We start from the raw sequence: 24,159 nt of genomic DNA, 5'->3' as shown, positions 1-24,159 counted from the left end.
CATGCCTTTACGCCGGACCTTGCCATTGTCGTGCGCCGCTGCCGTCCTGCTCACGGCCTGTATCAGCGTTACCGAACCTTATGCACCGCCGCAGCGTGCGAACCCGGACAATGCGGCCTTTTCCCTGGATGCGGCGCTATCTCCGGCGCCGCAAGAGCCCGCTCACGATTGGTGGGGCGCTTTTGGCGATCCGGCGCTCGAAGCGCTTGTGGAGACGGCCTTTGCGTCGAACCTCGACCTGGACGTAGCGCGCGCCAATCTGCGCGCAGCCCGGGTGGCGCTCGGATTGCAGCTTACCGCCCAGCGGCCGACCGGCAGTTTGACCGCCGATGGCGACTACGGCCAACCGGCTCTCGCCGGCGGTCCGGTCCAGGTCGATGTGGATCCGCAATCCGTCATCACGCTGGGAGGGTCCACGCTGTGGGAGATCGACCTGTTCGGTCGGCTCGACGCGCTGGAGGCAGCGGCGCTGGCAGATGTCAAGACGCAGGACTGGACGCGCCGCGACATCCAGGCGGCTCTCGCCGCCAATGTGGCTAGGGCCTGGCTGGACTTGAGAACGGCGGAAGATGCGTTGGCGCTCACGCGCGCCAACATCGCCATACAGGACGATACGCTGAGGCTGACCCAGATCCGTCTGGAGGAGGGTTTTGCGACCCGGCTGGAAACCTCTTTGGCGGCTTCTCAGCTTCGTACGACGCGTGCTCTGGTGCCCCCACTCCAAGCAGATCGGACGGCCGCGCTGAACCGTTTGTCGCGTTTGACGGCGCAAACGGTCGAAACGATCGAAACCCTCATAGACGATACGGCGGCATATGGCCTGCCTGACGAATTGCCCGGCGAGTTACCGCTGGGAGACGTTGCCGGACTGATACGCCGCCGTGCCGACATCCGTGCGGCCGAACAGGCTTATGCCGCCGCTTTCTACCGGACCGAAGCGACGCGCACCGACTTTTTCCCCAGACTGTCCTTGAACGGGCGGTTTTCGGTCGTCGGCACGTCGGTTGGAAATCTGACGGGTCCGAACTCCTTCGGGTTCGGAATGGGGCCGCAGCTGATCTGGGAGGGGCTCGACCGTCCGCGGGTCCAGGCACGGCTGGATGCGGCGGATGCGACGACAGAGGCCGCCTTGGCCACCTACCAGATCGCGATCCTGGACGCCCTGGAGGAGACGCAAACGCAATTCTCCGCTTTCTCGCGCCAGCGCGAACGCCTGGCCCTGTTGGGCGAAGCTGAGACGGACGTGGATGTGGCCGTTCAACTGTCCCGCATTCGCTATGAGGAGGGCGAAGACGACTTCCTTACCGTTCTGGATGCCGAAGCGCGCCTGCTGGAAGTCAGCCGATCGACGCTCGATGCCAGACGCGCGATCTATACCAGCGCTATTTCGGTCTATCAGGCACTCGGTGCCGGTTGGGCCGGATAGCCGCTCAATGAAAGCGCAAGACCGGACCTGGCAGCTTGTGAGGTGCGCTTCTCCGAGAACGGTTTTCGAGTAGCGGCGCTGAGAAACCAGAAATACGGACTATCCGTTTCGTGATTTGTACAATCGAAGCGCGGAGTTTCGCGCGTATCCATCACCTGCGTCGCAAGTCCAGCCGTCATCATTGCAGTTATATTCATGCCGGTCGCCGCCTATCATCTAGCGCCGCGAGCGAGACTTCGGCCAGCTCAGCCAAGACGAAGATCGAGCTGATGTGCAAACGGCATGGACCGGGGTCGGCGGGACGAAATAACCCGCAAACATTGTAACGCGCGGCGCATAGGGACGCGCGTTACGGATAGACAACTTCCACGGACGGTGCCGCGATACCCGCCGCCTTTACGTCCGGCGCAAACGCGCGGCCATGGCTGTCAGTGCATTGCGGAGATCCGTGACGCGAGCGGCCGACGCCGTGTCGGTCGTGTCGAGACCGGACGCGAGAGCGGCAAGCTGTGTCGCCAGCGCATCGCTGCGCGCGTTACGGTCGATCGCCTCTCCGGCTTGGCCAACGGCTGTGCGCAGCGCGGTGAGCCGGTTGCCATCCAGGGCTCCGGCCCGCTCCAGCTGATCGACGAAAGCAAGCGCGACAGCGGGTTCGGCATCAGGCCAGGTCACTTCGAACTGCTGTTGCGGATTGAACAGCTCGCCCTGGTCGGCTGCGAGAGCCGCTTCGATCTCGGCTTCGCTGACATGCGCGCTGGGTTTCAGTTCGAACACATCCAGACCGCGCACGATCTCGGTGCCGTAGATCCGGCCGTCATACCAGTAAGTGGACCAATAGCCGCCAAGTACGAGCTTGTCCTCATGGACGGGGCCGCGGTCGAAATAGGCGATCTCGGTCGGGTTGGAGCTGTCTGTGAAGTCGATCAGCGACAATCCGCCCTGATACCAGGCTTGCGCGAAGATATCGCGGCCGGGAATCGGCACGATGGAGCCGTTATGGGCGACGCAGTTCTCCGCTTCGCTCTGCGGCGCGGGGATCTTGTAGTAGCTGCGGAATTCCAGCTTGCCGTCCACGATGTCGTAGATCGCGTTGGCGCCCCAATCCTTGGGATCGGACGGACGGCAGCGCGGACGGCTGCCGCCGCCCCATTCGTCGGTGAACAGCACCTTGGTGCCGTCATTGTTGAAGGTGGCGGAGTGCCAATAGGCGAACTTCTGATCGACGACCGCATCGATGCGCTTGGGTTTGTAGGGATCGGAGATGTCGAAGATTACGCCATTGCCCGAACATGCCCCGGCCGCGAGTTTCTTGGACGGGAAGACCGTGATGTCATGGCAATGATCCGTCCGGTTGGTGCGTTGCGTGTCCTCGCCGTGATCGCCGCCCTGCCACAGGCCGGAGATATTGCCGGTTTCTTCGTCGGCGAAGACGGCCGGGCTATCGACGATGCGTGCCTTGGAGGGGTCATCGACGGGGATTTCGATCACGTCGATGCGGAACAGCGCCGTGCGGTTGTCGCCCGCCACCGCGCCGACGCAGCCGTCCAGTTCCTCGCCGTCTCGGATCGAGGCCGTGCCGGAATTGTAGACGACGATCTTGCCGCCTTCGTTCGAGACGACCGAATGGGTGTGCGAGCCGCGACAGGTCTGGACCTGCCCGACCTGGCGCACGCGGGCCAGATCCTTGATGTCGAAAATGCGCAGTCCGCGGAAACGCGCCTCGCTGACATCTTCCGACACGCCCTCGCGACCGCAATCGACGCGGCCGCGCGTCTGTTCGACGCTCATGATCAACAGGTCGCCGACGATGGACACGTCGCCCTGCCCGCCCGGGCAGACGACGGAACCGACCAGTTTGGGCGCAGCATCGTCTGACAGATCGTAGATGTTGAAGCCGTGATAGTTGCCGACCACCAGGCGGTCACCGGAAAAGGCCATGTCGGTATTGGAGAAGCTGAGCTGTGGCGAACGTTCGCCCCATTCCGTTTCCTCATTGGACTGCTCGTCATCGCGCTCCGGATCGAGGGCTGCGCTGGCGGCCCTTTGCCTCGCGTCATGGTCCGCGCCGTGACCGGCATGATCCATGGCGGGACCCTCCGCCTCCTCCTCCTCATCATCGGGTTCGATAATGGGCGGCAGGCCGGACGGATTGGCCGGATCGAAGAAGCCGCGCGGCTTGGGCAGGCTTGCCACCTTGACCAGATTGGAGATCGCCTCCCCCGCATCCGCAAAGCCGGCGGACAGGGCCGCGCGCGGATCGGGCGACAAATCTTCCAGCAGACCGTTCATGCGCTTGATTTCGGCGGTCTGATCGTTGGTGATGTCGTTGACGAATTCGTAGAGTACGGGATCATAGGCCGAACCGGGCTGGCCCAGCAGATCTTCGACCATGTCCACCGCACCTTCGTGATGGCGGATCATCAGGGTCAGGAACATTTCGTCGAAGGCGGTGCCTTGCAATGTCGCCAGCTCCGCCATCTGGGCCGGTGTCGCCATGCCCATGTCTGCATGCGACATGTGCGTGCCGTGATGGGCGTGTGCACCTGGAAGCGCCTCTCCGCGTGTCCGCAGCCAATTGCGCATGAACTCGATCTCGTCGGCCTGGGAGGCATCGATCCGCCCGCCAATATCGACCACGTCCTCATTGTTGCTGCGCGCCTCGATCAGCGCGACCATCTCTACGGCTTGCGAATGATGCGGGATCATGTCCTGCATGAAGCGGACATCGTCGCGCGAATAGCTGTTCTTGGCGATCGTCGCCGCCTGTTGCGTGTTGAGAACCTGGCTCGGCTGTCCCGGTGCACCGGGCTGGACGATGACGACGTCCTGAGCGTGAGCCGCCCCGAAACCGAGAACGAGAAGTCCAAGTGCCGATGAAGCGACAAGGCGGTTTCTGTAATGGGTCATGGACGACGCTCCTGCAAGATAAACTGTGACTTTATAACCAAGATTGACGCGGTCAAGCCGCTCTAGAATGTCGGTATGATGAACGCGCTATCTTCCGTTTCGCCTTCCGGCCAGCGCTGGGTGACCGTCTTGACCTTGGTATAGAAGCGCAGTCCTTCCATGCCGTACTGGTTGGCCGACCCGAAGGCGGAACGTTTCCAGCCGCCGAAGCTGTGGTAGGACACGGGCACGGGGATCGGCACGTTGATCCCGACCATGCCGACTTCGACCCGGTCGGCGAACTCGCGCGCGACGCGGCCATTGGCGGTGAAGATGGCGACGCCGTTGCCGTATTGATGCTCGGACGGCAGGCGCAGCGCCGCTTCGAAATCCTTGGCTCGCACGATCTGCAGGACGGGACCGAAGATCTCCTCGTGATAGGTCTGCATGTCGGGCGTGACATCGTCCAGCAGCGTCGGACCGACGAAGAATCCGTCTTCATGTCCCTGCAGGATGAAGCCCCGCCCGTCTCGTACGACCGTCGCACCTTCCTCGACGGCACGGTCGATGTCGGCTTCGATGCTTTCCTTATGGGCCTGGGTCACGACAGGACCGTAATCGGCGTCCGGGTCCGTCGAAGTCCCGACCGTCATGGCGTCGATCTTGGGCAGGAGCGCATCGAGGAAGCGCTCCGCCGTGCCTTCGCCGACCGGCACCACGACAGGCAGCGCCATGCATCGCTCTCCCGCCGAGCCATAGGCCGCGCCGAGAATGTCCTTGGCGGCCTGGTCCATATTGGCATCGGGCATGATGATGCCGTGGTTCTTCGCTCCGCCCATGCACTGGGCGCGCTTGCCGTTGGCGGTGGCTCGGGAATAGACATATTGCGCGATGTCGGAACTGCCCACGAAGGACACGGCCTTGATCGTTTCGTGGTCGCAGATCGCGTCCACGATCTCCTTGTCGCCATTGACGCATTGCAACAGCCCGGCCGGGCCGCCGGCTTCCACGAACAGTTCACACAGGCGCATCGGCACGGACGGGTCTTTTTCCGACGGTTTGAGAATCACCGCATTGCCCGCCGCGATCGCCATGCCGAACATCCACATCGGGATCATGGCCGGAAAGTTGAACGGGGTGATCCCAGCCACCACGCCTAGCGGCTTGCGCATGGAATAGACGTCGATCTCCGGGCCCGCCCCGTAAGTGTGCTCGCCTTTCTGGGCGTGCGGCACGCCGCAAGCGAATTCGATCACGTCCAGGCCGCGGATCACGTCGCCGCGGCTGTCGGCCAGCACCTTGCCGTGTTCGCGGCTGAGCAGGTCGGCCAGTTCGTCCATATGCTGATCGACCAGCGCCTTGTAGGCGAACAGCACGCGCGAGCGGCGTTGCGGGTTGGTGTTGGCCCAGGCCATTTGCGCCGCGGCGGCAGACGCGACGGCGGCATCCAGCTCGGCCGGGGTCGCCATGGCGACACGCGCTTGTACGGCGCCCGTATTGGGATCGTAGATGTCCTTGAACCGCCCGGAGCGCCCGTCCACGCGTTTGCCGTCAATGAAATGACCGATCGTCTTCATGAAATATGTCTCGTCGTGCAAATGTTACGGAGTCTAATCCTATCTCGGTCGCACGCCGGACGAAACCGTGCAATCGCTTCGAATCCGCATGCCAAAGGCAGGCTTTGCCCCGTCACCCACGAAGGGGAGGTAAGAGTTGCGAGTCGGGAGAGACGACGCCCTGCTCGGGCCAGCCGTGAAGTGAAGGCCTTAGACGAATTCGCCGCCGAGGCCTTCGAAGCGTTCCATCATGGTCAGGACGAGGGTTTCGACCGGGAAGAGGCGGCGGCGTTCCCGACCCATCGGCCCGTTCCAGACGCAATCGGCCATCTCCAACCCATCTTTGGCCCGCAGGTTGCGCACCGTCATGACAGGACCGCGGGAGCGCAACCGGACTTCCATGCCTTTGACGATGTCGCGTTCGGGCGCAGGGCGGGGAAAGACATCGATCGTGTTGACCGGATGACGGCCGTAACGCAGGCAATCTTCCGTATCGAACCAGATGCAGTCCAGCACGACGCCGAATGTTTCGAGCCGCGCGGATTCGACCGTCATGAGGTCGATCCGGTCCTGCAGAGTGACGACATCACCGGTTGTGACTGTTCCGTCGAGAGATCGTTTCGTTACGTTCACGCGTTGCGCTTTCGTGCGACCCGCGCCATGATCGGCATGAGGGTCAGACCTTTCCTGGTCATTCGACTTTGGAAAGGTTGTCCTCACATATTACAAACGCCTAAGTCTGTCCAGTTCTCAGGCCAGGTTCCCACATGCGACAAATGGTCAAGAACCGAAAAGAATCAGTTTGATAACATAGGTTAGTGGCCATCCGTTTCATCCATACCGCCGATTGGCAATTGGGCAAGCGCTTCGGCCGGTTCGAAGACCGCCTGTCAGGCCGCCTGACGGCCGAGCGGCAAGAAGCGGTCGCACGCATCGCGCACGCCGCCCGGTCTCACGGCGCGGCGCACGTGATCGTCGCCGGAGACGCTTGGGACAATGCCAACCCGAACGATTCCGTCCTGCGCCAGCCCTTGGAGATCATGGGGGAATCCGCCGACGTGACGTGGTGGCTCCTGCCCGGCAATCACGATCCCGACGGGGCGGAGGGGCTCTGGGACCGTATCTCGGACGCTGCACCGGACAATGTCCAGCTGCTGCGAACGGCGGAGCCAGTCGAGATGACCGAAAACGCCTGGCTGCTGCCCGCGCCCTGGCAACGCCTGCATCATGGCCGCGATCTGACGGCGTGGATGGACACGGCCCCGACCCCGGAGGGCGACATTCGCATCGGCGTGGCGCATGGTTCGATCCGCACCTTCGGCACGAAGCTGGACGGGCGCGACGACGGTGACAGCGACGCCGTCATCCCGCCCGACCGGGCAGCGCGCGCCCGGCTCGATTATCTCGCCTTGGGCGACTGGCATGCCCGCACGGCCGTCAATGCGCGCACCCATTATCCCGGTACGCCGGAGCCGGACCGCTTCAAGCCTGGACGACGGGGCCAGGTGCTGCTGGTGGAGATCGAAGCCGCCGGCGCCGAACCCGTCATCACCGATTTGCCGACCGCCGCCTATGACTGGCCCGTCATCGAAGCCGCATTGCGCGTGGACGGGCTCGACGAGGCGGTGCAGAGAATCGGCCACATCGTCGGCGAAGGCCGCGCCGCACGTCATACGCTGGCCGAGATCCGTGTTTCGGGCGAAACCACCCTTCAGGAGTGGAGCGAGTTCGAGTGGTTCATCGACACGCTGACCGATCGCTGCGCCCATATCGATTTGCGCGGTGGATCGTCGGTTGCCCTGAAGGTCGTGGCCGAGGACATGGACGCCCTGGATGCGCAAGGCTCCGTCCGGCGCGCGGCCGAAACGCTGAAGGCACGCCGCGAGGACGGGGCACTCAGCCAGGCCGACCGGGAGACCGCCTCCGAAGCGCTGCGGCTGCTCTTTTCCTTCGCCGCGATCGATGAGGCGTCGTCGTGAAGCTCGATGCGTTCCGCTTCCGCCATGTCGGCCCGTTCGGAGCGGACGGCATCGCCGTGAGCGGGCTGCAGCCGGGCCTGAACGTGGTGGCCGAGCATAATGAGCGCGGCAAGTCGAGCCTGCTCACAGCTCTGGAGACCGTTCTGTTCCTGCCGCATACGAGCTGGCGGGGCGATGCCAAGCGGCTGCAACGCGACGGCGGCACACCGGTCGGCGAGGTCGATTTCACCCATGCGGGCCGCGCCTACCGATTGAAGAAAAGCTTCGTCAAAAGCCGCGACGCGCAGCTGGCCGACCGCGAGACGGGCGCCGTGATCGCGACCAAGCGCGAAGCCGAGGAAAAGCTCGCGGACATGCTCGGTCTGGGTCCTGCGCGCGCGCGCGGTCCCTCCGGACTGCTCTGGGTCCGCCAAGGCGACAGCATGGCGCGCGCCGAAGATGACGGCCAGGTTGCCTCGAAGTTGGAAACCGAATTGTCCACCCTAGTCGGCGGTGAACGCGCTCGTGCCTATTTGGACCGGACGGAAACGGATCTCGGCGAATTATTGACCCCGACGGGCCGGGTCAGGACCGGCGGGCCGCTGGCCTTGGCCGAAGACGCTCTGGCCGCCACCGAAGCCGCTCTGGAGGCGGCCCGCACCGCCAAAGCCGCCACGCACCGGATGAGCCTAGACCTGTCGCGCGTGCGCGAGCGCATCGCCGCGACCCGGGCCCAAGGCGACCCCGAAGCCGAGGCGGATGAGCTGGCCGAGGCGCAAGCGGCGCTCGACCGCGCCAAGGTCGCCCGCAGCGAGCTGGACCGTAAGCGAGAAAAGCTCGCCCGTCTTGAAGCCGAGCGCGAGCGCGCCGCCGAGAAGCTCGCGGCGCATATGAGCGCCGTCCAGGCCCTGGACGAAGCACAGGCGGAGATCGCCGCGCTCGAAGTGCAACGCGCCGGTCTTGCGGAGCGCCGCGCTGGTGTGGCGCGCACGCTGGATCAGCTTGACGAAACGCTGATTGGTTACGAGCGCGACCGCGACACCTTGGCCGCGCTGGACTCCCGCCGGGCCGCGCGCGGCCGTCTGGCCGACCGAAACGCCGCCTTGCAAGCTATCACCGCCAATCTGGAGGCGTTGGACGGCGAACTGGACCGACGGGCCGGCCTGGTCGCCGAACGCGATGTTTTGCCGTCCGTCACCCGTGACGTCGTCGATGAAATGGACCGGCGATCGCGCGACGTGCAACAGGCCGATGTCGCTCTGGCGGGCATGGATGCGGTGCTGCTCCTGACCTTGGAGTCGGGCCACAAGGCGCGATTGGACGGCCACCCCGTCGGAACCGGACAGGTCAGACTGGATGCATCGCGCACTTTGACGATCGACGGTGTCGGCACGATCCGGCTCGATGCGCCGGAGGCGGAGACGCTGCGCCGCCAGAGAGACGAAGCCGAAACAGCATTGTCCGACATTCAGGACGAATACAGCGTCGAGTCGCAGGAGGAGGCCCTGCGCATCCTGCGGGACCGGAAGGCGCTGTCCGACAATATCGCCGTGATCGACCGCCAGATCACGCTGATCGCGCCCGATGGCCGCGACGCCTTGCTGGACGCACGGGAACGATTGCACGCCGATATTGAGCGGCTCCGGATCCAGCTCGAGGACGAACCGCGCGACGAGACCCCGATCGACGCCGACGCCTTGCGAGACCGCCTGTCGCAAACCCGGGGCGAGCGCAACGCGGCGCGGTCCCAGCTGACCGAAATCGACCTGGAGCTGGCCAGAACCGGCGAGCGCCTGTCGGCCCGGCGACGTGCACTCGCGGCGGCGCCCCTGACAGCGGCGTCCGACCGGCGCGGCGCGGCTTACGGAACGCTGGCGGCGCAGGCGGCGACCCTGGCCTCGCAGATCGACACCGCCGAAGCCGCCCTCTCGCAGGCCGAAGCGCAGGCACCGACCGACCCGGCCCTGATCGAAGCGCGCATCAAGCGTCTCGGCGACATTGCGCGGACACGCACCGAAACCCTGTCGCAGCTGCGCATGGAGGAAGCCGAACTGTCGGCCCGGAGACGCGAAAGTTTCGAACAGCGCGATCCGGACGCCGAAGTCGCACGATTGGAGGCCCGCGCCGCCCGCCTGCACGAGGATTTGGAGCGTCATCGCCGCAGGGCCGACGCCCTGAGCCTGTTGCGCGACACGCTGCGCGAGTCCCAGGCAACGCTGCAGGAACGCTACACCGACCCTGTCCGGCAGGAGCTGCAGCCGCTATTGCGCATGGTGATCGACGGGGCTGACGTCTCGCTGGACGAAACGCTGGGGGCCCAGGGACTGATCCGCGACGGGCGTCAGGACGATCTGGAGCAGCTGTCCGGCGGCACACGCGAGCAGATCGCGATCCTGACCCGCTTTGCCTATGCCCGGATGCTGGGCCGCCAGGGACAACCCTCACCCGTCATCCTGGACGATGCGCTCGTCTATGCCGACGACCAGCGGCGGGCGCGCATGTTCGACGTCATGCATTACGTCACCAGCGGGTCCGATCCGCTGCAGCTGCTCTATCTGTCCTGCCATGAGGCCAACGCCGTGCAGCTGGGCGGCCATCGCCTGACGATGCGGCCTTGGCCGGAAAACTAGGGCCGGAAGACTAGGCCCGGAAGACTAGGGCCTGAAAGCTAGCGGGGCGACAGGACCAGCGCTTCCAGCGCCGTCCCGATCCGGCGCAAGGCCGGTTCCAGCGCGCCGACCGGCATGGACAGGACCGGCATGCAGGTCTTGTTCACGTCCACGATGTAGGGCCGCCCTGCATCAGGATAATCGCGCACCACATCGACGGAGCCGAAATCCAAACCGATCCCGTCGCAGAAACGCGCGATCTTGGACAGCTCTTCGGTACTGAAACAATCCTGCGCCTCGCGCACTGTGGTTCCGAGATAGGCTGTGCCGAAACGCGCGGCCGCCGCCTTCTCCTTGCGGAACACCAGGACGAGCCGGCCGCCGACGCAAATACAGCGCAGATCTTCTGTCACGCCGTCGCGCACCGTGCTGTCGGCCAAGCGCTGATAGAGGCAACCGGGCCGCGGTGCCGTCAGCGGCCCCTGGACGATGCGCCCGTCATGCACGCCGTTCTCCTCGGATTTCTCGACCATGACCCCCGCATGCCGCACCGGATCGACCGTCACCGGATAACCGAACACGGTTTCGAACACATCGCCGACATGGCTTTTGGAAATATCGGTCGCGCGGGCGTTCAGAAGGCGTGCATCCGTATCCGGCAGGGCGACCGTCGTTTCGGTCCGGTCGTCGAAGATCATCACCGCATCCGCCGCGCGCAAGTCCCGCGTTTCGCGCAACGATGTGCTGCACAGGGCCAGCGGCATGGTGTACCAGGGCGCGCCCGGTTGCGGCCAGTAGGCGATCGTGCCGCGCTGGGCCGGACGGCCGCGTCGCCCGCGCCAGTGCAGCCACGGCACGGTCCACGCGCCGCGCAGCAGGCTGCGGTCCCATGTGATGCGCCCGGACACGGCGCGCCAGTAATCGACCCATCGGCTCATGCCGCGCCCCTACCCGGCCCGGTCTTTACGGTCGAGGCATGGAATATTTCAAACCGGATAGCCGCGCCAGCGCTTGACCGTCTTCATGACCAAGCTGCTCTGGATGCGGATGACGTGCGGCAAGCCGGAAATGACGCGGCGGTGTATGCGCTCATAGTCTTCCGTGTCACGCGCCGCGACGCGCAGCACATAATCCGCCGGCCCGGTCGTCAGGTGGCATTCCAGCACCTCGTCGCGGGCCAGGGCCGCCCGTTCGAAATCGCCCAGCACGGTCTCGCTCTGCCCTTCCAGCGTGACTTCGACGAAAAAGCTCATCGCGTAGCCGAGCGCGTCGGCGTTCAACCGCGCGCCATAGCCCTCGATCAGGCCGCGCTCCTCGAGCAATCGGATGCGGCGGTGGCAGGCCGAAGCCGACAGGCCGACGAGCTCGCCGATGGTCGCGGCGGATCGGCGGCTGTCCTGCTGCAATTCCCGGAGGATCTTGCGGTCCGTCGCTTCGATCATCGAAAACATCCCGTTGCTGAACGATATCGTCGGACATTAACGCGCAAGACCGGATGCGGAAAAGCAAAATTCGTGACTTTTCGAGGAACGAGCTATCTATGAGGCGCCCAATCCATTCGCTCTTCGCCGGAGAACCCCCATGCGCATCGGTGTCCCCAAGGAAATCAAGAACCACGAATACCGCGTCGGCCTGACGCCGGAGTCAGTGGCCGAGCTGGTCGCCGACGGCCACGACGTCTGGGTCGAAACCCAGGCCGGGTCCGGCATCGGATCGGACGACGCCGAATACGAAGCCGCCGGGGCGGCCATCAAACCCGATGCCGCCAGCGTGTTCGAAGGCTGCGAGATGATCGTCAAGGTCAAGGAGCCGCAGGCGGTGGAGCGCGCCATGCTGCGCCCCGGCCAGATTCTCTACACCTATCTCCACCTCGCCCCCGATCCCGATCAGACGCGCGAACTGATCGAGAGCGGCGCGGTCGCCATCGCCTACGAAACCGTCACATCCGACCGGGGCGGCTTGCCTCTGCTCAAGCCGATGAGCCAGGTCGCCGGGCGGCTGTCGATCCAGGCCGGCGCGAACGCGCTGCAGAAGGAAAACGGCGGACGCGGCGTGTTGCTGGGCGGCGTGCCGGGCGTGAACAGCGGCAAGGTTCTGGTGATCGGCGGCGGCGATGTGGGCTACAATGCCGCGCTGATGGCGGTCGGGATACAAGCCGACGTGACCATCCTCGAACGCTCCAACACGGTCATGGAGAAACTCTCCTACGAATTCGGCGTACGCGCCAACATCGAACGCTCCACCCCGGCCGTGCTGGAAGCCCGCTTGGCCGAAGCCGACATGGTCATCGGCGCCGTGCTGATCCCCGGCGCTGCCGCTCCCAAGCTGGTCACGCGCGACATGCTCGGCGGGATGAAGGAGGGCGCCGTGCTGGTCGACGTCGCCATCGACCAGGGCGGTTGTTTCGAAACGTCCCGTCCGACCACCCATGCCGACCCGATCTTCGTCGTGGACGGCATCGTGCATTACTGCGTCGCCAACATGCCCGGCGCCGTGCCGCGCACCTCGACCTACGCGCTCAACGCCGCGACCATCCATCATGCCAAGCGCATCGCCCGGCTGGGCTGGAAGGATGCGATGCGCGAGGATCCGCATCTGCTTGCCGGGCTGAACGTCTGCGAGGGCCGGCTGACCCTCGAAGCCGTCGCCGAAGCGCAAAGGCTGGACTGGGTCCCGGCGAAGAGCGTTCTTTAGATCGTCCACTCCCATTTTCGTCCCCGGCAATAAATGCCGGGGACAACGCGTCGGTAGGTGCTACTAGTCCGACCGTGCCCACGCTCCATCTCTCCTGCGCCGTCTCCGCAGACGGCTATCTCGACGATACGTCGCCCCAGCGCGCCGTGCTGTCTTCGCCCGAAGACCTCGATGCCGTGCTGGCCTTGCGCGCCCGCATGGACATGATCGTGATCGGGGCGGAGACGCTGCGCCGGGACGATCCTTCGCTGGCCACGCGCGGAGCGGCGCACATTGCCGCGCGAGCCGCGGCAGGGCGCGCGCCCGACCCAATCAAGGTCGTCATCACCCGGTCCGGCGACATACCGCATGACCGCGCCTTCTTTCGCACCGGGACCGCAGAAACGATCGTGCTGAGCGCGAGTCCGACCCACGCGCCCCCCGATCGTGCGAAAGCCACGGTCGAACATTTCATGGGCGACCCGATCGAGGCCGTTCTAGGGATCGCGACCGCGCGCGGTCTGTCCGACATATTGATCGAAGGCGGCGCGCAAATGCTCCGCCTCGCCCTGCCCCGCGCGCGCCGATTACGCCTCGCGGTCAGCCCGCGCGCATTCGGCGATGCTGGGCACGCGCGCCTGTTCGGCGATCTCGACGCGTTTCTCGCCCCGCTCCATATCGCCAGCACCGAACGGCTCGGCGACACGACCGTTCACCATATCGATCTGCTATTGTCGCGCGCCCGGCCCCTCATGGGGCGGGCGTTCGACCTGTCCGCCCAATGCCCGCCCAGCGCCACCGCCTTCGCCGTCGGGGCCGTGGCCTGCAGCGAGGACCTGTCTGTCCTCGCGACCGGCTATAGCCGCGAAACCGGGCCCACGGACCATGCCGAGGAAGCGCTGCTATCCAAGCTAGACGGCTCTGCTCATACCGTCATCTGCACGCTGGAACCCTGCCTGACCCGCGCCTCCAAGCCGACCGGCTGCGCGGAACGCCTGGTCGCATCCGGCCTTCGCCGCCTCATCTACGCCGTGGCCGAAGACGAGACCTTCACCCGCCAGACCGGCCTCGCCTTCCTGCGCAATCACGGCGTGGACGTGCTGCATCTGCCCGGCTACGAATCCCGGTTCCGTGCGCTCAATGCGCCTGTATACGCCGCCTCATGACCGCCCTCATCGTGATCCCTGCGCGTTACGCCTCCACCCGCTTTCCCGGCAAGCCGCTGGCCGAGATCGGCGGGGTGGCGATGTTGGCGCGCACGGCGTCCGTCGCCGCGCAGATCGGCGACTATGTCGTGGCGACGGACGACGTTCGCATCGCGGAGTTCTGCGACGCCGAGGGCCTGCCCGTCATCATGACCGACCCGGACCTGCCGAGCGGATCGGACCGGGCGAAGGCGGCGGCCGACCTGTTCGCGCCGGACGCGGACATCGTCGTCAATTTGCAAGGCGATGCGCCGTTCACTCCGCCGGACTACGTCCGAGCTTGCCTCGACGCGCTGGCCGCCGACCCGGACGCCGACATCGCCACGCCCGTCGTCCCGCTGTCCTGGACCGCGTTGGACGAACTGCGCGTGGCCAAGCGCACCACGCCGTTTTCCGGCACGACGGCGATCGTCGGAACGGACGGGCGCGCCCTCTGGTTCTCCAAGGCGGTCATTCCGGCCATCCGCAAGAAAGCCCGGTCCGAAACCGACATGTCGCCCGTGCTGCAGCATGTCGGCCTCTACGCTTATCGCCGCGCAGCGCTCGCAGACTTTGTCGCCCTGCCGCCCTCGCCCTATGAACGGATCGAGGGGCTGGAGCAGCTGCGCGCGCTGGAAGCGGGTCTGAGCATCACCTGCGCGCGCGTCGCGGCCCATCCGATGAGCCAGGCCGGGATCGACACGCCCGAAGACCTGGCCCGCGCCGAAGCCAGGCTGGCGGAGCTAAGCCGATGAGGCAGATCGTCATCGTCCGACACGGCAACACATTCGATCCGGGCGAGACCGTGCGCCGCGTCGGGCGCGGCACGGATCTGCCGCTATCCTCTTCGGGCCGGACACAGGCCGCCGCGCTGGCCGCGCATTTCACCGGCACGGCGTTCGACCGCATCGTCAGCTCGCCTTTGCGGCGGACCCGCCAGACCGCGCAACTCATCGCGGCGGAAATGACCGGGCCTGACATCCTCTTCGACGACCGGTTGCTGGAAATCGACTACGGCCCGGACGAGGGCCAGCCGGAAGCCGCCGTGATCGCCCGTCTCGGCGCGGACGCCATCGCCCGCTGGGACGAGAACGCCGTGCCGCCGCGCGACTGGCTGGTCGATCCGGAAACGATCCGCACCGACTGGGCCGATCTGCTCGCCCAATCCGTCGGCCGGACGCTGATCGTGACCAGCAACGGCATCGCCCGCTTCGCGCTCGACGTCGCCCGCCATGACGGGGCGGAACGCAAGCTCAAGACCGGCGCTTACGGCATCATCGACGAGACTCCGGATCACTGGCGCGTGACGGAGTGGAACATCAGGCCCTAGACGACCCCCTCTCCGAGGAAGTCGTGGACGTGCAGCAACCCGACCGGCGCGCCGTCCCGCACCACGAATAGTGCCTGGATCTGCTTGCGGTTGAGCAGGCCGAGCGCGTCGGCGGCCAGCGTGTCGGGCTCCACCGTCACCGGCCCCGGCGTCATGATGTCGGACGCGCGCAAGTCCGTCATGTCGCGGCCGAAATTGCGGCGCAGATCGCCGTCCGTGACCACGCCCACCAAGCGTCCGTCCTCCACGATCCCGGCCGTGCCCGCCCCGCCTTGCGTGATGAGGGCGACCAGATCGTCGATCGGCGTGTCCGGGCCGGTCAGCGGCATCGGCCCGTCGCGCATCACGTCCCCGACCCGCCGGAACGCCGCGCCCAGCTTGCCGCCCGGATGGTAGGTGCGGAAATCGTCCGGCCCGAAGCCGCGTCCGCGCAGCAGCGCCACGGCCAGCGCGTCGCCCAGCGCCATCATCAGCGTCGTCGAGGTCGTCGGCGCGCGCGTGACCGCGCAGGCCTCGGCCGCATTGGGCAGCAGCAGCAAATGATCGGCCGCGCGCCCCAGAGTGCTGCCCGCGACCGAGGTCATCGCGACCAGCGGGATGTCGAAGCGGGCGCAATAGTTGACCATGTCGGAGAGCTCGCGCGTCTCGCCCGAATTGGACAGGGCCAGCACCAGATCGTCGCGGTCGATCATGCCCAGATCGCCGTGACTGGCTTCGGCCGGATGGACGAAGCTGGCGCGCGTGCCCGTGCTGGCCAAGGTCGCGGCGATCTTGCGCGCGACATGGCCGGACTTGCCCATGCCCGACACGACGACCCGGCCCGGCGCGGTGCGGATCGCCGCGACCGTCGCCAGAACCGCCTCGCCCAGCGGCGTGCCGGGCGTCAGCGCACCGACCAGCGCGTCCAGCCCGTCGCGCTCGATCGCGACCGCCCCTCGTGCGAGGTCCAACGTGTCGGGCGCGGAAGTCATGAAGCGGGTCCGGTCGGCATGGCTCCGGACCTAGCCCGCACCCGATGGGGCGTAAAGCCGGTTCGTGTCCGTAAGAGGTCCCACGTTCTGCGTTCTGGTCCGGCTGGCACGGTCGGGTGAGGGAACGTTGATCTTCGCGCGCGCTTCTTCGTATAACCGGATGTCCTGATCCGGCGGAGAGTGCAGTCTGTGCCTTGGCTCCGTTGGGCAGTGGCACGAGGCGCGGGCTTCGGTCCCGCGAGGCACCGAAAGAGAGGTTACCGTTTCACGCAAGGGCGAAGCCCGCGCGTCCGGCCGGCGCACCGGTCGTCAGCGCCGTGATCCGAACGAGGATCGGTTTGCGTTTTTGCAAGCGACTGAAAGGGCCGGACGTTCCAGATGGACAAGGAATGCATTCTAAAGGAGTCCGAAACAGACATGCCCGAAACCCGTGCGAGGCCTTCCTGGTCTTGCCTTAGCTACCTTCATAGTTTCACCCCCGGGCAGGGGCACGATGGCGCGGTCCCGTGGGGTCCATCACGGGACGGCTGGGCTGGGCGGAACCGTTGGGAGATGGATCCCGGGTCGAGCCCGGGATGAGGAGAGGCAGGCCGACAGGGCGCCGTCCGGGCTTGCGGGGCGGCGTTCCCTTCGCGTCCTTTGGGACGCGTGTTCCTGCGGAACAAGGTTTGCGACGATTGCCGGTGGCAATCTTAGATCCGCACGCGGGACGCAAACCTGTGGGGCCAGGTTAGAGGTGGGGACGCATCTCCGACAGCACGGTGCGGAGCGTCTCCATCGCTTCTCGCACTTCGGTTTCGCCGATGATCAAGGGTGGGGCCATGCGCAGCACGTTGTCGCCGGCGGTTCCGACCATCATCTTGTGGTCGAGCAGGCGCGTCTTGGCCTTGAGGTGATCGCCTTCGACGGCCATTTTCAGGCCGATCAGCAGGCCCTTGCCGCGCACTTCGGCGATCAGGTCGGGGAATTCGTCTCTCAGGCCTTCGAGCGATTGGCGGAAGGCGTTGGAGACGTCGCGGACGTTTTCGAGGAAGGCCGGGTCGCTGATGCGCTCATGCACGGCGATGCCCGCCGCCATGGCCAGCGGATTGCCGCCATAGGTCGTGCCGTGCGTGCCGGGCACCATGTGCTTGGCGGCCTCGGCGCTGGCGATGACCGCGCCGAGCGGGAAGCCCCCGCCGACGCCCTTGGCGACCGCCATGATGTCGGGATGGCCGCCGTCGACCCACTGATGCGCCCAGAGCCGGCCGGTCCGGGCCGCACCGCACTGCACTTCGTCATAGATCAGCAGGGCGCCGTGTTCATCGCACAGCTCCCGCAGCCCCCGCAGGCATTCGGGCGGAAGCGCCCGCACGCCGCCTTCGCCCTGGACCGGCTCGACCAAGACGGCGGCCGTCGTCTCGCCGACCGCATCCTTCAACGCATCATGATCGCCGAAGGGCAGATTGACGAAGCCAGGCAGCCTCGGCCCGAAGCCTTCCAGATATTTCGGATTCCCGGCCGCATTGACGGCGGCGAAGGTGCGTCCGTGAAAGGCACCGCCGAAACCGATGATGTCGTACTTCTCCGGGCGCCCTTCGCCGTACTGATAGCGACGCGCCGTCTTCATGGCGAGTTCGAGGGATTCCGTGCCGGAGTTCTGGAAGAACACCTTGTCGGCCCAAGGCAAGTCGTCGCAATAACGGCGCGACAGTTCGATCTGGCCCGGCACCTTGAACATGTTGGACAGATGCCAGACCTTGCCCATCTGCGCGGTGACGGCCTCGGCCACGTCGGCAGGCGCGTGGCCGAGCGAATTGACCGCGATGCCGGCGATGAAGTCGAGATAGCGCTCGCCCTGGTCCGTCCAGAGATAGGCGCCTTCCCCGCGTTCGAACACGATGTTCGGCGGATTGTAACAGTCAAAGAGGTGGTTTCCCTCGGCCATGGTTCACTCCATTCCCCGCATTCCGGGGGGCCTTAGCTTTTGATCCGCCAGCCTGCGCGCAGCACCAACCAGACGGCCAGGAAGAGAGCGATATTCAAGGCGGCGATGAATACAACCCCGAACAGGAGATTGGCGTCGGTTTCGCCCGTGAATCCGTAGCGGAAGCCGTCGATCAGGTAGAAGAGCGGGTTGCCCTGGATCAGCGTCTGGAAGATCGGCGGCAGGACGTCGATGCGGTAGAAGGTGCCCGACAGGAAGGAGAGCGGCAGGATGATGAACTGGTTGACCACGGCGAGTTGGTCGAACTTCTCCGCCCAGATGCCCGACAGCACGCCGATCATCGCCATCATGACCGAGGCGGAAAGCCCGAAATAAAGCACCGCCCAAAGATGCATCGGGATGAGGGGCGTGAAGAACGACAGGGCGATGGCCGTGACGATGGCGACGAGCACGCCGCGCGTGGCTGCCCCGCCGATCCAGCCCAGCGCCAGTTCCGTGTGCGACAAAGGCGGCATCAGCACGTCGGTGATCGATCCCATCATCTTTCCGGTCATGATCGAGGAACTGCTGTTCGCGGCCGCATTGTTCAGAATGCCCAGCATGACGAGACCGGGCGCGAGAAACGCCATGAACGCCGACGGGTCGGGCCGGAGCGCGGCGAAGGCGAGCACGAAGACCGTCATGTAGAGCAGGTTGGAGATGATCGGCGCGAGCAGGGTCTGCGGCGCGACCCGCATGAAGCGCTTGACCTCCTTCTTATAGAGCGTCGCCAGGCCCATCCAGTTGACGGGGCCCAGAGACCGTATTTCGGGAGAGCGCGCGGCCATTTCGGGAGCCTGCGCGACGAGGGTTGATTTCGGGATGTGGGACATGGTCCCGCCATAGTCCCGCGCCGGAGGACTGTGCAACACCGCATCCCGCCTGAAAGCGCTATGGAACTTCGGGGACTCTCGCGGATTCAATCAGGCGACGGCCTGTGGATGAAGATGCCACAATATCTTGATTGCTGTGGATAGGCAGCCACCCATATTTTGTGGCTCGCCGCTCGCTTGCTACAAGATTTTCGTCAGGGAAAACAATATATGGTGTGCGGGCTCCCGGTCCGCGCCCGCCGATAGGAGATCGTCCATGGCTTGGACCGAAGACCGCGTCGCAACCTTAAGCAAACTCTGGGCGGACGGCCTGTCCGCCTCCCAGATCGCCAAGCAACTCGGCGGGGTGACACGCAATGCGGTGATCGGCAAGGTCCACCGCCTCGGCCTGTCCGGACGCGCCAAGCCCAGCCGTCCCAAGCCGGCCGCCAAGGACAAGGCGGCGCGCATGGCGGCCAAACCCAAACCCGCCGCGAAAGCCAAGCCGGCGGCCGCGGCCAAGCCCAAGGCCGTTCCGGCGCAATTGCCCGTGCCGACGCAGGCGCCGCTCGATGCCAAGCCCCTGAAGGACGGCAACTACGCCACCATCCTGACCCTGACCGATCACATGTGCAAATGGCCGATCGGCGATCCGGGCGGGAACGAATTCCGTTTCTGCGGCCGCAAGACCGATCCGGACGAACCCTATTGCACGGCGCATTCCATGGTCGCCTACCAGCCGTCGCGCCGCCGCAACAGTTCCGGCAAGATGATCAGCATCGGACCGGCTCCCACGTCGCGCAAGCGCTTGCGCTAGGATCGGTCGCACATCACGATTTTTGGGGCGCGTCTTGCCGGACGCGCCTTTTTCTTTCATCGGTCGCGAGTGCACCGCTTCCTGTCCCGATCCCTGTCGGCCCGATTGCTGCTGCTGACCGTCGGCTTCGTGCTGGCGGCGGAAATGCTGCTGTTCCTGCCGTCCATCGCCTATTTCCGCCAGGAGGGGCTGGAAATGCGCGCCAAGTCGGCCGGGCTGGTCGCCGAAGCGCTGATGAGCGAGCAGGCCGGGCAGCATTCGCGCGAAGCTTCCGACATGCTGGCCCGCCAATTCATGAAGCAAACCGATGCGCGGCTGCTTGCCGCCTTCCAGGACGGACAGACCTTCCTGATCCTGGGCGAGCCGCCCCTGGCCGACATCGTCGCGGTCGAGGATCTGCGCACGGATACGCGTTTCCCCGACTTCGTCGCCACCGGCATGGATTTCTTCGCCCGCGGCGATGGGTACCTACGGCTGATCGCTCCCTCGCCCATCGCCGGGCAGGATCGGCTGGAATTGCTGGTGCCCTGCGCGGCGATCGGGGCGGAACTGCGCGCCTATGCCGGACGGATATTGCTGCTGAGCATCCTGATCGCGGCGTTCGTCGGCGCGTTGATCTATCTGTCCATGCTGCGCCTGATCGTGCGGCCCGTCCAGAAACTCGCCGACGACATGACCGCTTTCCGCGAAGCGCCGGAGCGGCGGCGGCGCTTTGCACCAGCATCCGAGCGGCGCGACGAGATCGGCCAGTTGCAGCGCGAATTCCACGCCATGAAGCAGTCGCTGCGGTCTGCCTTCCGCCAGCGCGAACGGCTCGCCTCGCTCGGCCTGTCGGTGACCAAGATCAACCACGATCTGCGCAACGTGCTGTCCACCGCCCTGCTGATGGCCGACCGCCTGTCCGCCAATCCCGATCCGGCGCTGGCGGAGATGGGTGAACGTCTGGCCCGCACGGTCGAACGCGGCGTCGGGCTGACGGACGAGGTGCTGGAATATTCCAGCGCCCGCGAGCCGGAGCCGGTCTTCGAGACCGTCCAGTTGGGCCGCATCGTCGCCGACGTGCAGATGGATATGCGCACCGCCTTTCCCAGAGTCTGGATCGCCAACCGGATCGGGCGCGATGTGCGCGTGACGGCCGACCCGGAGCAGCTGCACCGCATCCTGAGCAATCTGCTGCGCAATGCCGCGCAAGCCATGAGCGGACGGGACAAACCCGCCATCGATGTGTCCGCCGACCTGGTCGCGGATACGGTCATCACCCGCATTTCCGACAACGGTCCCGGCCTGCCGGAATCGGTCGAGGACCGGTTGTTCCTGCCGTTCACCCGCGGCACCAGCGAAGGCAGCACCGGGCTCGGCCTGTCGATTTCCAAGGAACTGGCCGAAGGAATGGGCGGATCGCTGGAACTGCTGGAGACCGGGCCGGACGGCACGACTTTCATTCTGGGGCTGGCGCGCGCTGCAGACTGACGCCTGCCTGCGGCATTTTGTCGGAACGAAGCGCGCAGGCAGGGATACGGTCAATGATGGACTGGTTGACCGATCTCCCTTTGCTGCCGCGCGTGCTGATCGCCACGACCGCCACCTATCTGTTCGTGATCGCGCTCATGCGGATATCCGGCAAGCGCACGGTGGCGCGGATGAACAGCTTCGACTGGATCCTGAACGTCGCCATGGGCAGCTTGGCGGCCAGCGCGATCCTGACGCCGCACGACCTGCCCGCCTCCCTGCTCGGCATGGCGGCCATGGTCGGGCTTCAATGGATCCTGACCGCGCTAACCTTCCGTTTTCCGCGTTTTTCCAAATGGATCAAGGAAGAGCCGGTGCTGGTCATCAGTAACGGCGTCATGGATAAACGCGCCATGGCGCGCGCGCGCATCAACGAAGACGAAATCATGGGCGCCGTCCGCATGGCCGGACTGGACGACATAGGCGATGTCGGCGCGATGACGTTCGAGCCGAACGGCACGATCACCGTCATCGAGTCGGACGGCCATCTGCCGCGCGAGGCCATCCCCCGGGCGAACGAGAATGACGGCTTCACCATGCATGGGGATGCAGGCGGCGACGCCTGATCTGCGGCACCCAATCTGCGACGCCTAATCCGTGTCAACGGAGTCCAGGTCCACGGCGATGGCCACGCCCTCGCGGCGAGGATCGGCGCCGCCCTGTAGCGTGCCGTCCGGCAGAACCCGGATGATGTGCAGGCCGCTGATCTCTCCGCGCGAGCGCACCACCTCGTGGCCCATCGCTTCCAGACCCTCGATGATATCCGAATCCAAACCGAATTCCTCGGCCGGACCGGCGCGCTGGACCTCGTCCGTGTCCTCGTCCGGCAAGTCCTTGGCCTCCAGTCGCACCGTGCCGTTCCGCGCGATGACGTTGGGCAGCTCGATGGCGGCTTGCGCGGACAGGTCCCAATCGATGAGCCCGACGATGGATTTGGCCGTATAGGCGAGGATGGCGTTGCCGCCAGGCGAGCCGGTCGTGAACGCCAGCGCGCCGTCGGGGCCGAAGACGATATGCGGCGCCATGGAAGACCGCGGCCGCTTGCCCGGTTCGACCCGGTTGGCGATCGGACGCCCCTGATCGTCCTCGGGCCTGAAGGAGAAATCCGTCAGTTCGTTGTTCAGCATGAACCCGCCGACCATGCGCTGGCTGCCGAACGGTGCTTCGACGGTGGTGGTCATCGAAACGACAAGCCCGTCCGCATCCACGATGGTGAAATGCGACGTTCCCGGCACCTCGCCGGTCGCGTCCGTACCCGCATCGCCCAGATCACCCGCAGCGTAGCGGGTCAGCGCCGCATCCCTGTGGATCAGGTCGGCCCGGCCCGCCAGATAGCCTTTGTCGAGCAGATCGTCGACCGGGACGTCCACGTAGTCCGGATCGGCGACGTAGCGGTCCCGGTCGGCATAGGCGAGCTGGCTGGCTTCGACGAAGAGGTGCCAGCCCTCCAGGCTCGGTCCGGCCTGCGCCATGTCGAACTCTTCCAGCAATCCCAGGATCGCCTGCACCCCGACCCCGCCCGACGAGGGCGGCGGCGCGGAACAGAGGCGGTGATCGCGATAGGACGAACAGAGCGCGCTTTTCTTGATCGGGCGGTAATCCGCCATGTCGTCCAGGCTGAGCGTTCCGGGCCGTGGGGCTTCGCGCGTCTTGTCGATGATGGCTTGGGCGATGGGACCGTGCAGGAGCGCGCGCGGATCCGCCTGCAAGGCGCGCAAGGTCTGGGCGTAGGCGGGATTGTCGCGCGTGAAACCGGCCGGAATGGGCCGCTCCGGATCGCCGTCCACGAAGAAATAGGCCCGCGCATCGTCGTCGCGCGGCAGCACATAGGCCCCCATCCGTTCCACCAGCTCCGCCATTCGCGGACTGACCACGAAACCCTCTTCCGCCAAGGCGATCGCCGGATCGAGCGTGTCGGCCCATGGCAGCGTGCCGTAATCTTCATGCGCCATGCCGAGCATGGCGACCGCGCCTGGCACACCGGTGGACCGGCCCGAGGCGATGGCATCGAAATAGCGCAGGGGCTTACCGTCATCGCCCAGGAACAGCGCGGAGGTCGCCGCCGAGGGTGCGGTCTCGCGTCCGTCATAGGTCCAGGTTTCGGTCGTGCGGGGATCGTGCAGGACGAGGAAGGCCCCGCCGCCCAAGCCGGAGCTTTGCGGTTCGACCAAGCCCAGCACCGCCTGAACGGCGACGGCCGCATCCACGGCCGAGCCGCCCGCGCGCAGGATTTCCGCACCCGCCTCGGCCGCGTAGGGATTGGCGGCGGCGACCATGGCTTGCCGGGGCGGAGCGACCATGACCTCGGACTGGGCGACTGGATCGTCGGTCCTCGGATTGGTCGGCTCGGGCGTTTCGCCGGAGGGTTGGCACGCCGCGAGGACGGCAGCGGAAAGAACAGGCAGGGCGCGTAAGGACATGGACCCGGCTTTCGCGCGTCCCGGCGGCGCGCGCAAGATGCA

The 24,159-nt window shown here is 65.8% G+C and carries 19 protein-coding genes; 10 read left to right on the top strand and 9 right to left on the bottom strand.

Annotated features, from left to right (window positions below):
* The first annotated feature begins 1 nt into the window (after position 1).
* Positions 2-1,426 carry a TolC family protein gene (locus Q0718_RS06945; RefSeq protein ID WP_298915468.1) on the top strand — a complete coding sequence of 475 codons (1,425 nt, stop codon included), beginning with the start codon at positions 2-4 and terminating at the stop codon, positions 1,424-1,426.
* Positions 1,427-1,822: 396 nt separating this feature from the next.
* On the opposite strand, the gene Q0718_RS06940 is transcribed toward Q0718_RS06945, so the two are convergent.
* The 3 genes from Q0718_RS06940 to Q0718_RS06930 form a co-directional block, all read right to left on the bottom strand.
* Complete coding sequence (locus Q0718_RS06940; protein WP_298915465.1) at positions 1,823-4,333, bottom strand: DUF305 domain-containing protein; 2,511 nt, start codon at positions 4,331-4,333, stop codon at positions 1,823-1,825.
* A gap of 62 nt (positions 4,334-4,395) precedes the next feature.
* Complete coding sequence (locus Q0718_RS06935) at positions 4,396-5,889, bottom strand: CoA-acylating methylmalonate-semialdehyde dehydrogenase (protein WP_298915462.1); 1,494 nt, start codon at positions 5,887-5,889, stop codon at positions 4,396-4,398.
* A 189-nt stretch (positions 5,890-6,078) separates the two neighbouring features.
* Positions 6,079-6,501 (bottom strand): hypothetical protein, encoded by a 423-nt coding sequence (locus Q0718_RS06930; RefSeq protein ID WP_298915460.1) that lies wholly within the window; start codon positions 6,499-6,501, stop codon positions 6,079-6,081.
* A 185-nt stretch (positions 6,502-6,686) separates the two neighbouring features.
* Here Q0718_RS06930 and Q0718_RS06925 point away from each other — a divergent pair, with 185 nt between their 5' ends.
* A complete protein-coding gene (locus Q0718_RS06925; protein WP_298915457.1) occupies positions 6,687-7,847 on the top strand; it encodes a DNA repair exonuclease in 1,161 nt (386 codons plus the stop codon).
* A complete protein-coding gene (locus tag Q0718_RS06920; RefSeq protein ID WP_298915454.1) occupies positions 7,844-10,456 on the top strand; it encodes an AAA family ATPase in 2,613 nt (870 codons plus the stop codon). The genes Q0718_RS06925 and Q0718_RS06920 overlap by 4 nt, the downstream gene beginning before the upstream one ends.
* A gap of 38 nt (positions 10,457-10,494) precedes the next feature.
* Here Q0718_RS06920 and Q0718_RS06915 read toward each other — a convergent pair whose 3' ends face one another.
* Positions 10,495-11,373: a hypothetical protein gene (locus Q0718_RS06915; RefSeq protein ID WP_298915452.1), complete on the bottom strand. Its 879-nt coding sequence runs from the start codon at positions 11,371-11,373 to the stop codon at positions 10,495-10,497.
* Positions 11,374-11,421: 48 nt separating this feature from the next.
* Entirely contained in the window at positions 11,422-11,877 is a 456-nt protein-coding gene (locus tag Q0718_RS06910) for an Lrp/AsnC family transcriptional regulator (protein WP_298915449.1), read from the bottom strand.
* Positions 11,878-12,016: 139 nt separating this feature from the next.
* Here Q0718_RS06910 and ald point away from each other — a divergent pair, with 139 nt between their 5' ends.
* The 4 genes from ald to Q0718_RS06890 all read left to right on the top strand — a co-directional run bounded on the left by ald (position 12,017) and on the right by Q0718_RS06890 (position 15,622).
* Positions 12,017-13,129 (top strand): alanine dehydrogenase, encoded by a 1,113-nt coding sequence (gene ald, locus Q0718_RS06905; RefSeq protein WP_298915446.1) that lies wholly within the window; start codon positions 12,017-12,019, stop codon positions 13,127-13,129.
* Positions 13,130-13,203: 74 nt separating this feature from the next.
* Entirely contained in the window at positions 13,204-14,274 is a 1,071-nt protein-coding gene (locus Q0718_RS06900) for a dihydrofolate reductase family protein (RefSeq protein ID WP_298915443.1), read from the top strand.
* Complete coding sequence (kdsB, locus tag Q0718_RS06895; protein ID WP_298915440.1) at positions 14,271-15,047, top strand: 3-deoxy-manno-octulosonate cytidylyltransferase; 777 nt, start codon at positions 14,271-14,273, stop codon at positions 15,045-15,047. Before Q0718_RS06900 ends, kdsB begins: the two co-directional genes overlap by 4 nt.
* Entirely contained in the window at positions 15,044-15,622 is a 579-nt protein-coding gene (locus Q0718_RS06890) for a histidine phosphatase family protein (protein ID WP_298915437.1), read from the top strand. Before kdsB ends, Q0718_RS06890 begins: the two co-directional genes overlap by 4 nt.
* Here Q0718_RS06890 and Q0718_RS06885 read toward each other — a convergent pair.
* The 3 genes from Q0718_RS06885 to Q0718_RS06875 form a co-directional block, all read right to left on the bottom strand.
* A complete protein-coding gene (locus tag Q0718_RS06885; RefSeq protein ID WP_298915434.1) occupies positions 15,619-16,593 on the bottom strand; it encodes a KpsF/GutQ family sugar-phosphate isomerase in 975 nt (324 codons plus the stop codon). The genes Q0718_RS06890 and Q0718_RS06885 overlap by 4 nt on opposite strands.
* 730 nt (positions 16,594-17,323) lie before the next feature.
* Positions 17,324-18,520 (bottom strand): aspartate aminotransferase family protein, encoded by a 1,197-nt coding sequence (locus tag Q0718_RS06880; RefSeq protein WP_298915431.1) that lies wholly within the window; start codon positions 18,518-18,520, stop codon positions 17,324-17,326.
* A gap of 32 nt (positions 18,521-18,552) precedes the next feature.
* Positions 18,553-19,392: an ABC transporter permease gene (locus Q0718_RS06875; RefSeq protein ID WP_298915427.1), complete on the bottom strand. Its 840-nt coding sequence runs from the start codon at positions 19,390-19,392 to the stop codon at positions 18,553-18,555.
* Between the two features lie 256 nt (positions 19,393-19,648).
* Here Q0718_RS06875 and Q0718_RS06870 point away from each other — a divergent pair, with 256 nt between their 5' ends.
* The 3 genes from Q0718_RS06870 (at position 19,649) to Q0718_RS06860 (ending at position 22,263) form a co-directional block, all read left to right on the top strand.
* Complete coding sequence (locus Q0718_RS06870; protein WP_298915424.1) at positions 19,649-20,188, top strand: GcrA family cell cycle regulator; 540 nt, start codon at positions 19,649-19,651, stop codon at positions 20,186-20,188.
* A gap of 69 nt (positions 20,189-20,257) precedes the next feature.
* Entirely contained in the window at positions 20,258-21,658 is a 1,401-nt protein-coding gene (locus Q0718_RS06865; RefSeq protein ID WP_298915421.1) for a HAMP domain-containing sensor histidine kinase, read from the top strand.
* A gap of 53 nt (positions 21,659-21,711) precedes the next feature.
* Positions 21,712-22,263, top strand: coding sequence for a YetF domain-containing protein (locus Q0718_RS06860; protein ID WP_298915418.1), 552 nt, complete (start codon positions 21,712-21,714; stop codon positions 22,261-22,263).
* A 24-nt stretch (positions 22,264-22,287) separates the two neighbouring features.
* Here Q0718_RS06860 and ggt read toward each other — a convergent pair whose 3' ends face one another.
* The gene (gene ggt / locus Q0718_RS06855; RefSeq protein ID WP_298915415.1) at positions 22,288-24,117 is read right to left on the bottom strand and encodes a gamma-glutamyltransferase; all 1,830 of its coding nucleotides are present in this window, start codon (positions 24,115-24,117) and stop codon (positions 22,288-22,290) included.
* Between the last annotated feature and the right edge of the window lie 42 nt (positions 24,118-24,159).

Origin of the sequence: uncultured Algimonas sp., from assembly GCF_947498175.1 — a bacterium.
Lineage (GTDB): Bacteria > Pseudomonadota > Alphaproteobacteria > Caulobacterales > Maricaulaceae > Litorimonas.
Note: the sequence above shows the minus strand (reverse complement) of the source record. Positions and strands in the feature narration are given on the sequence as shown.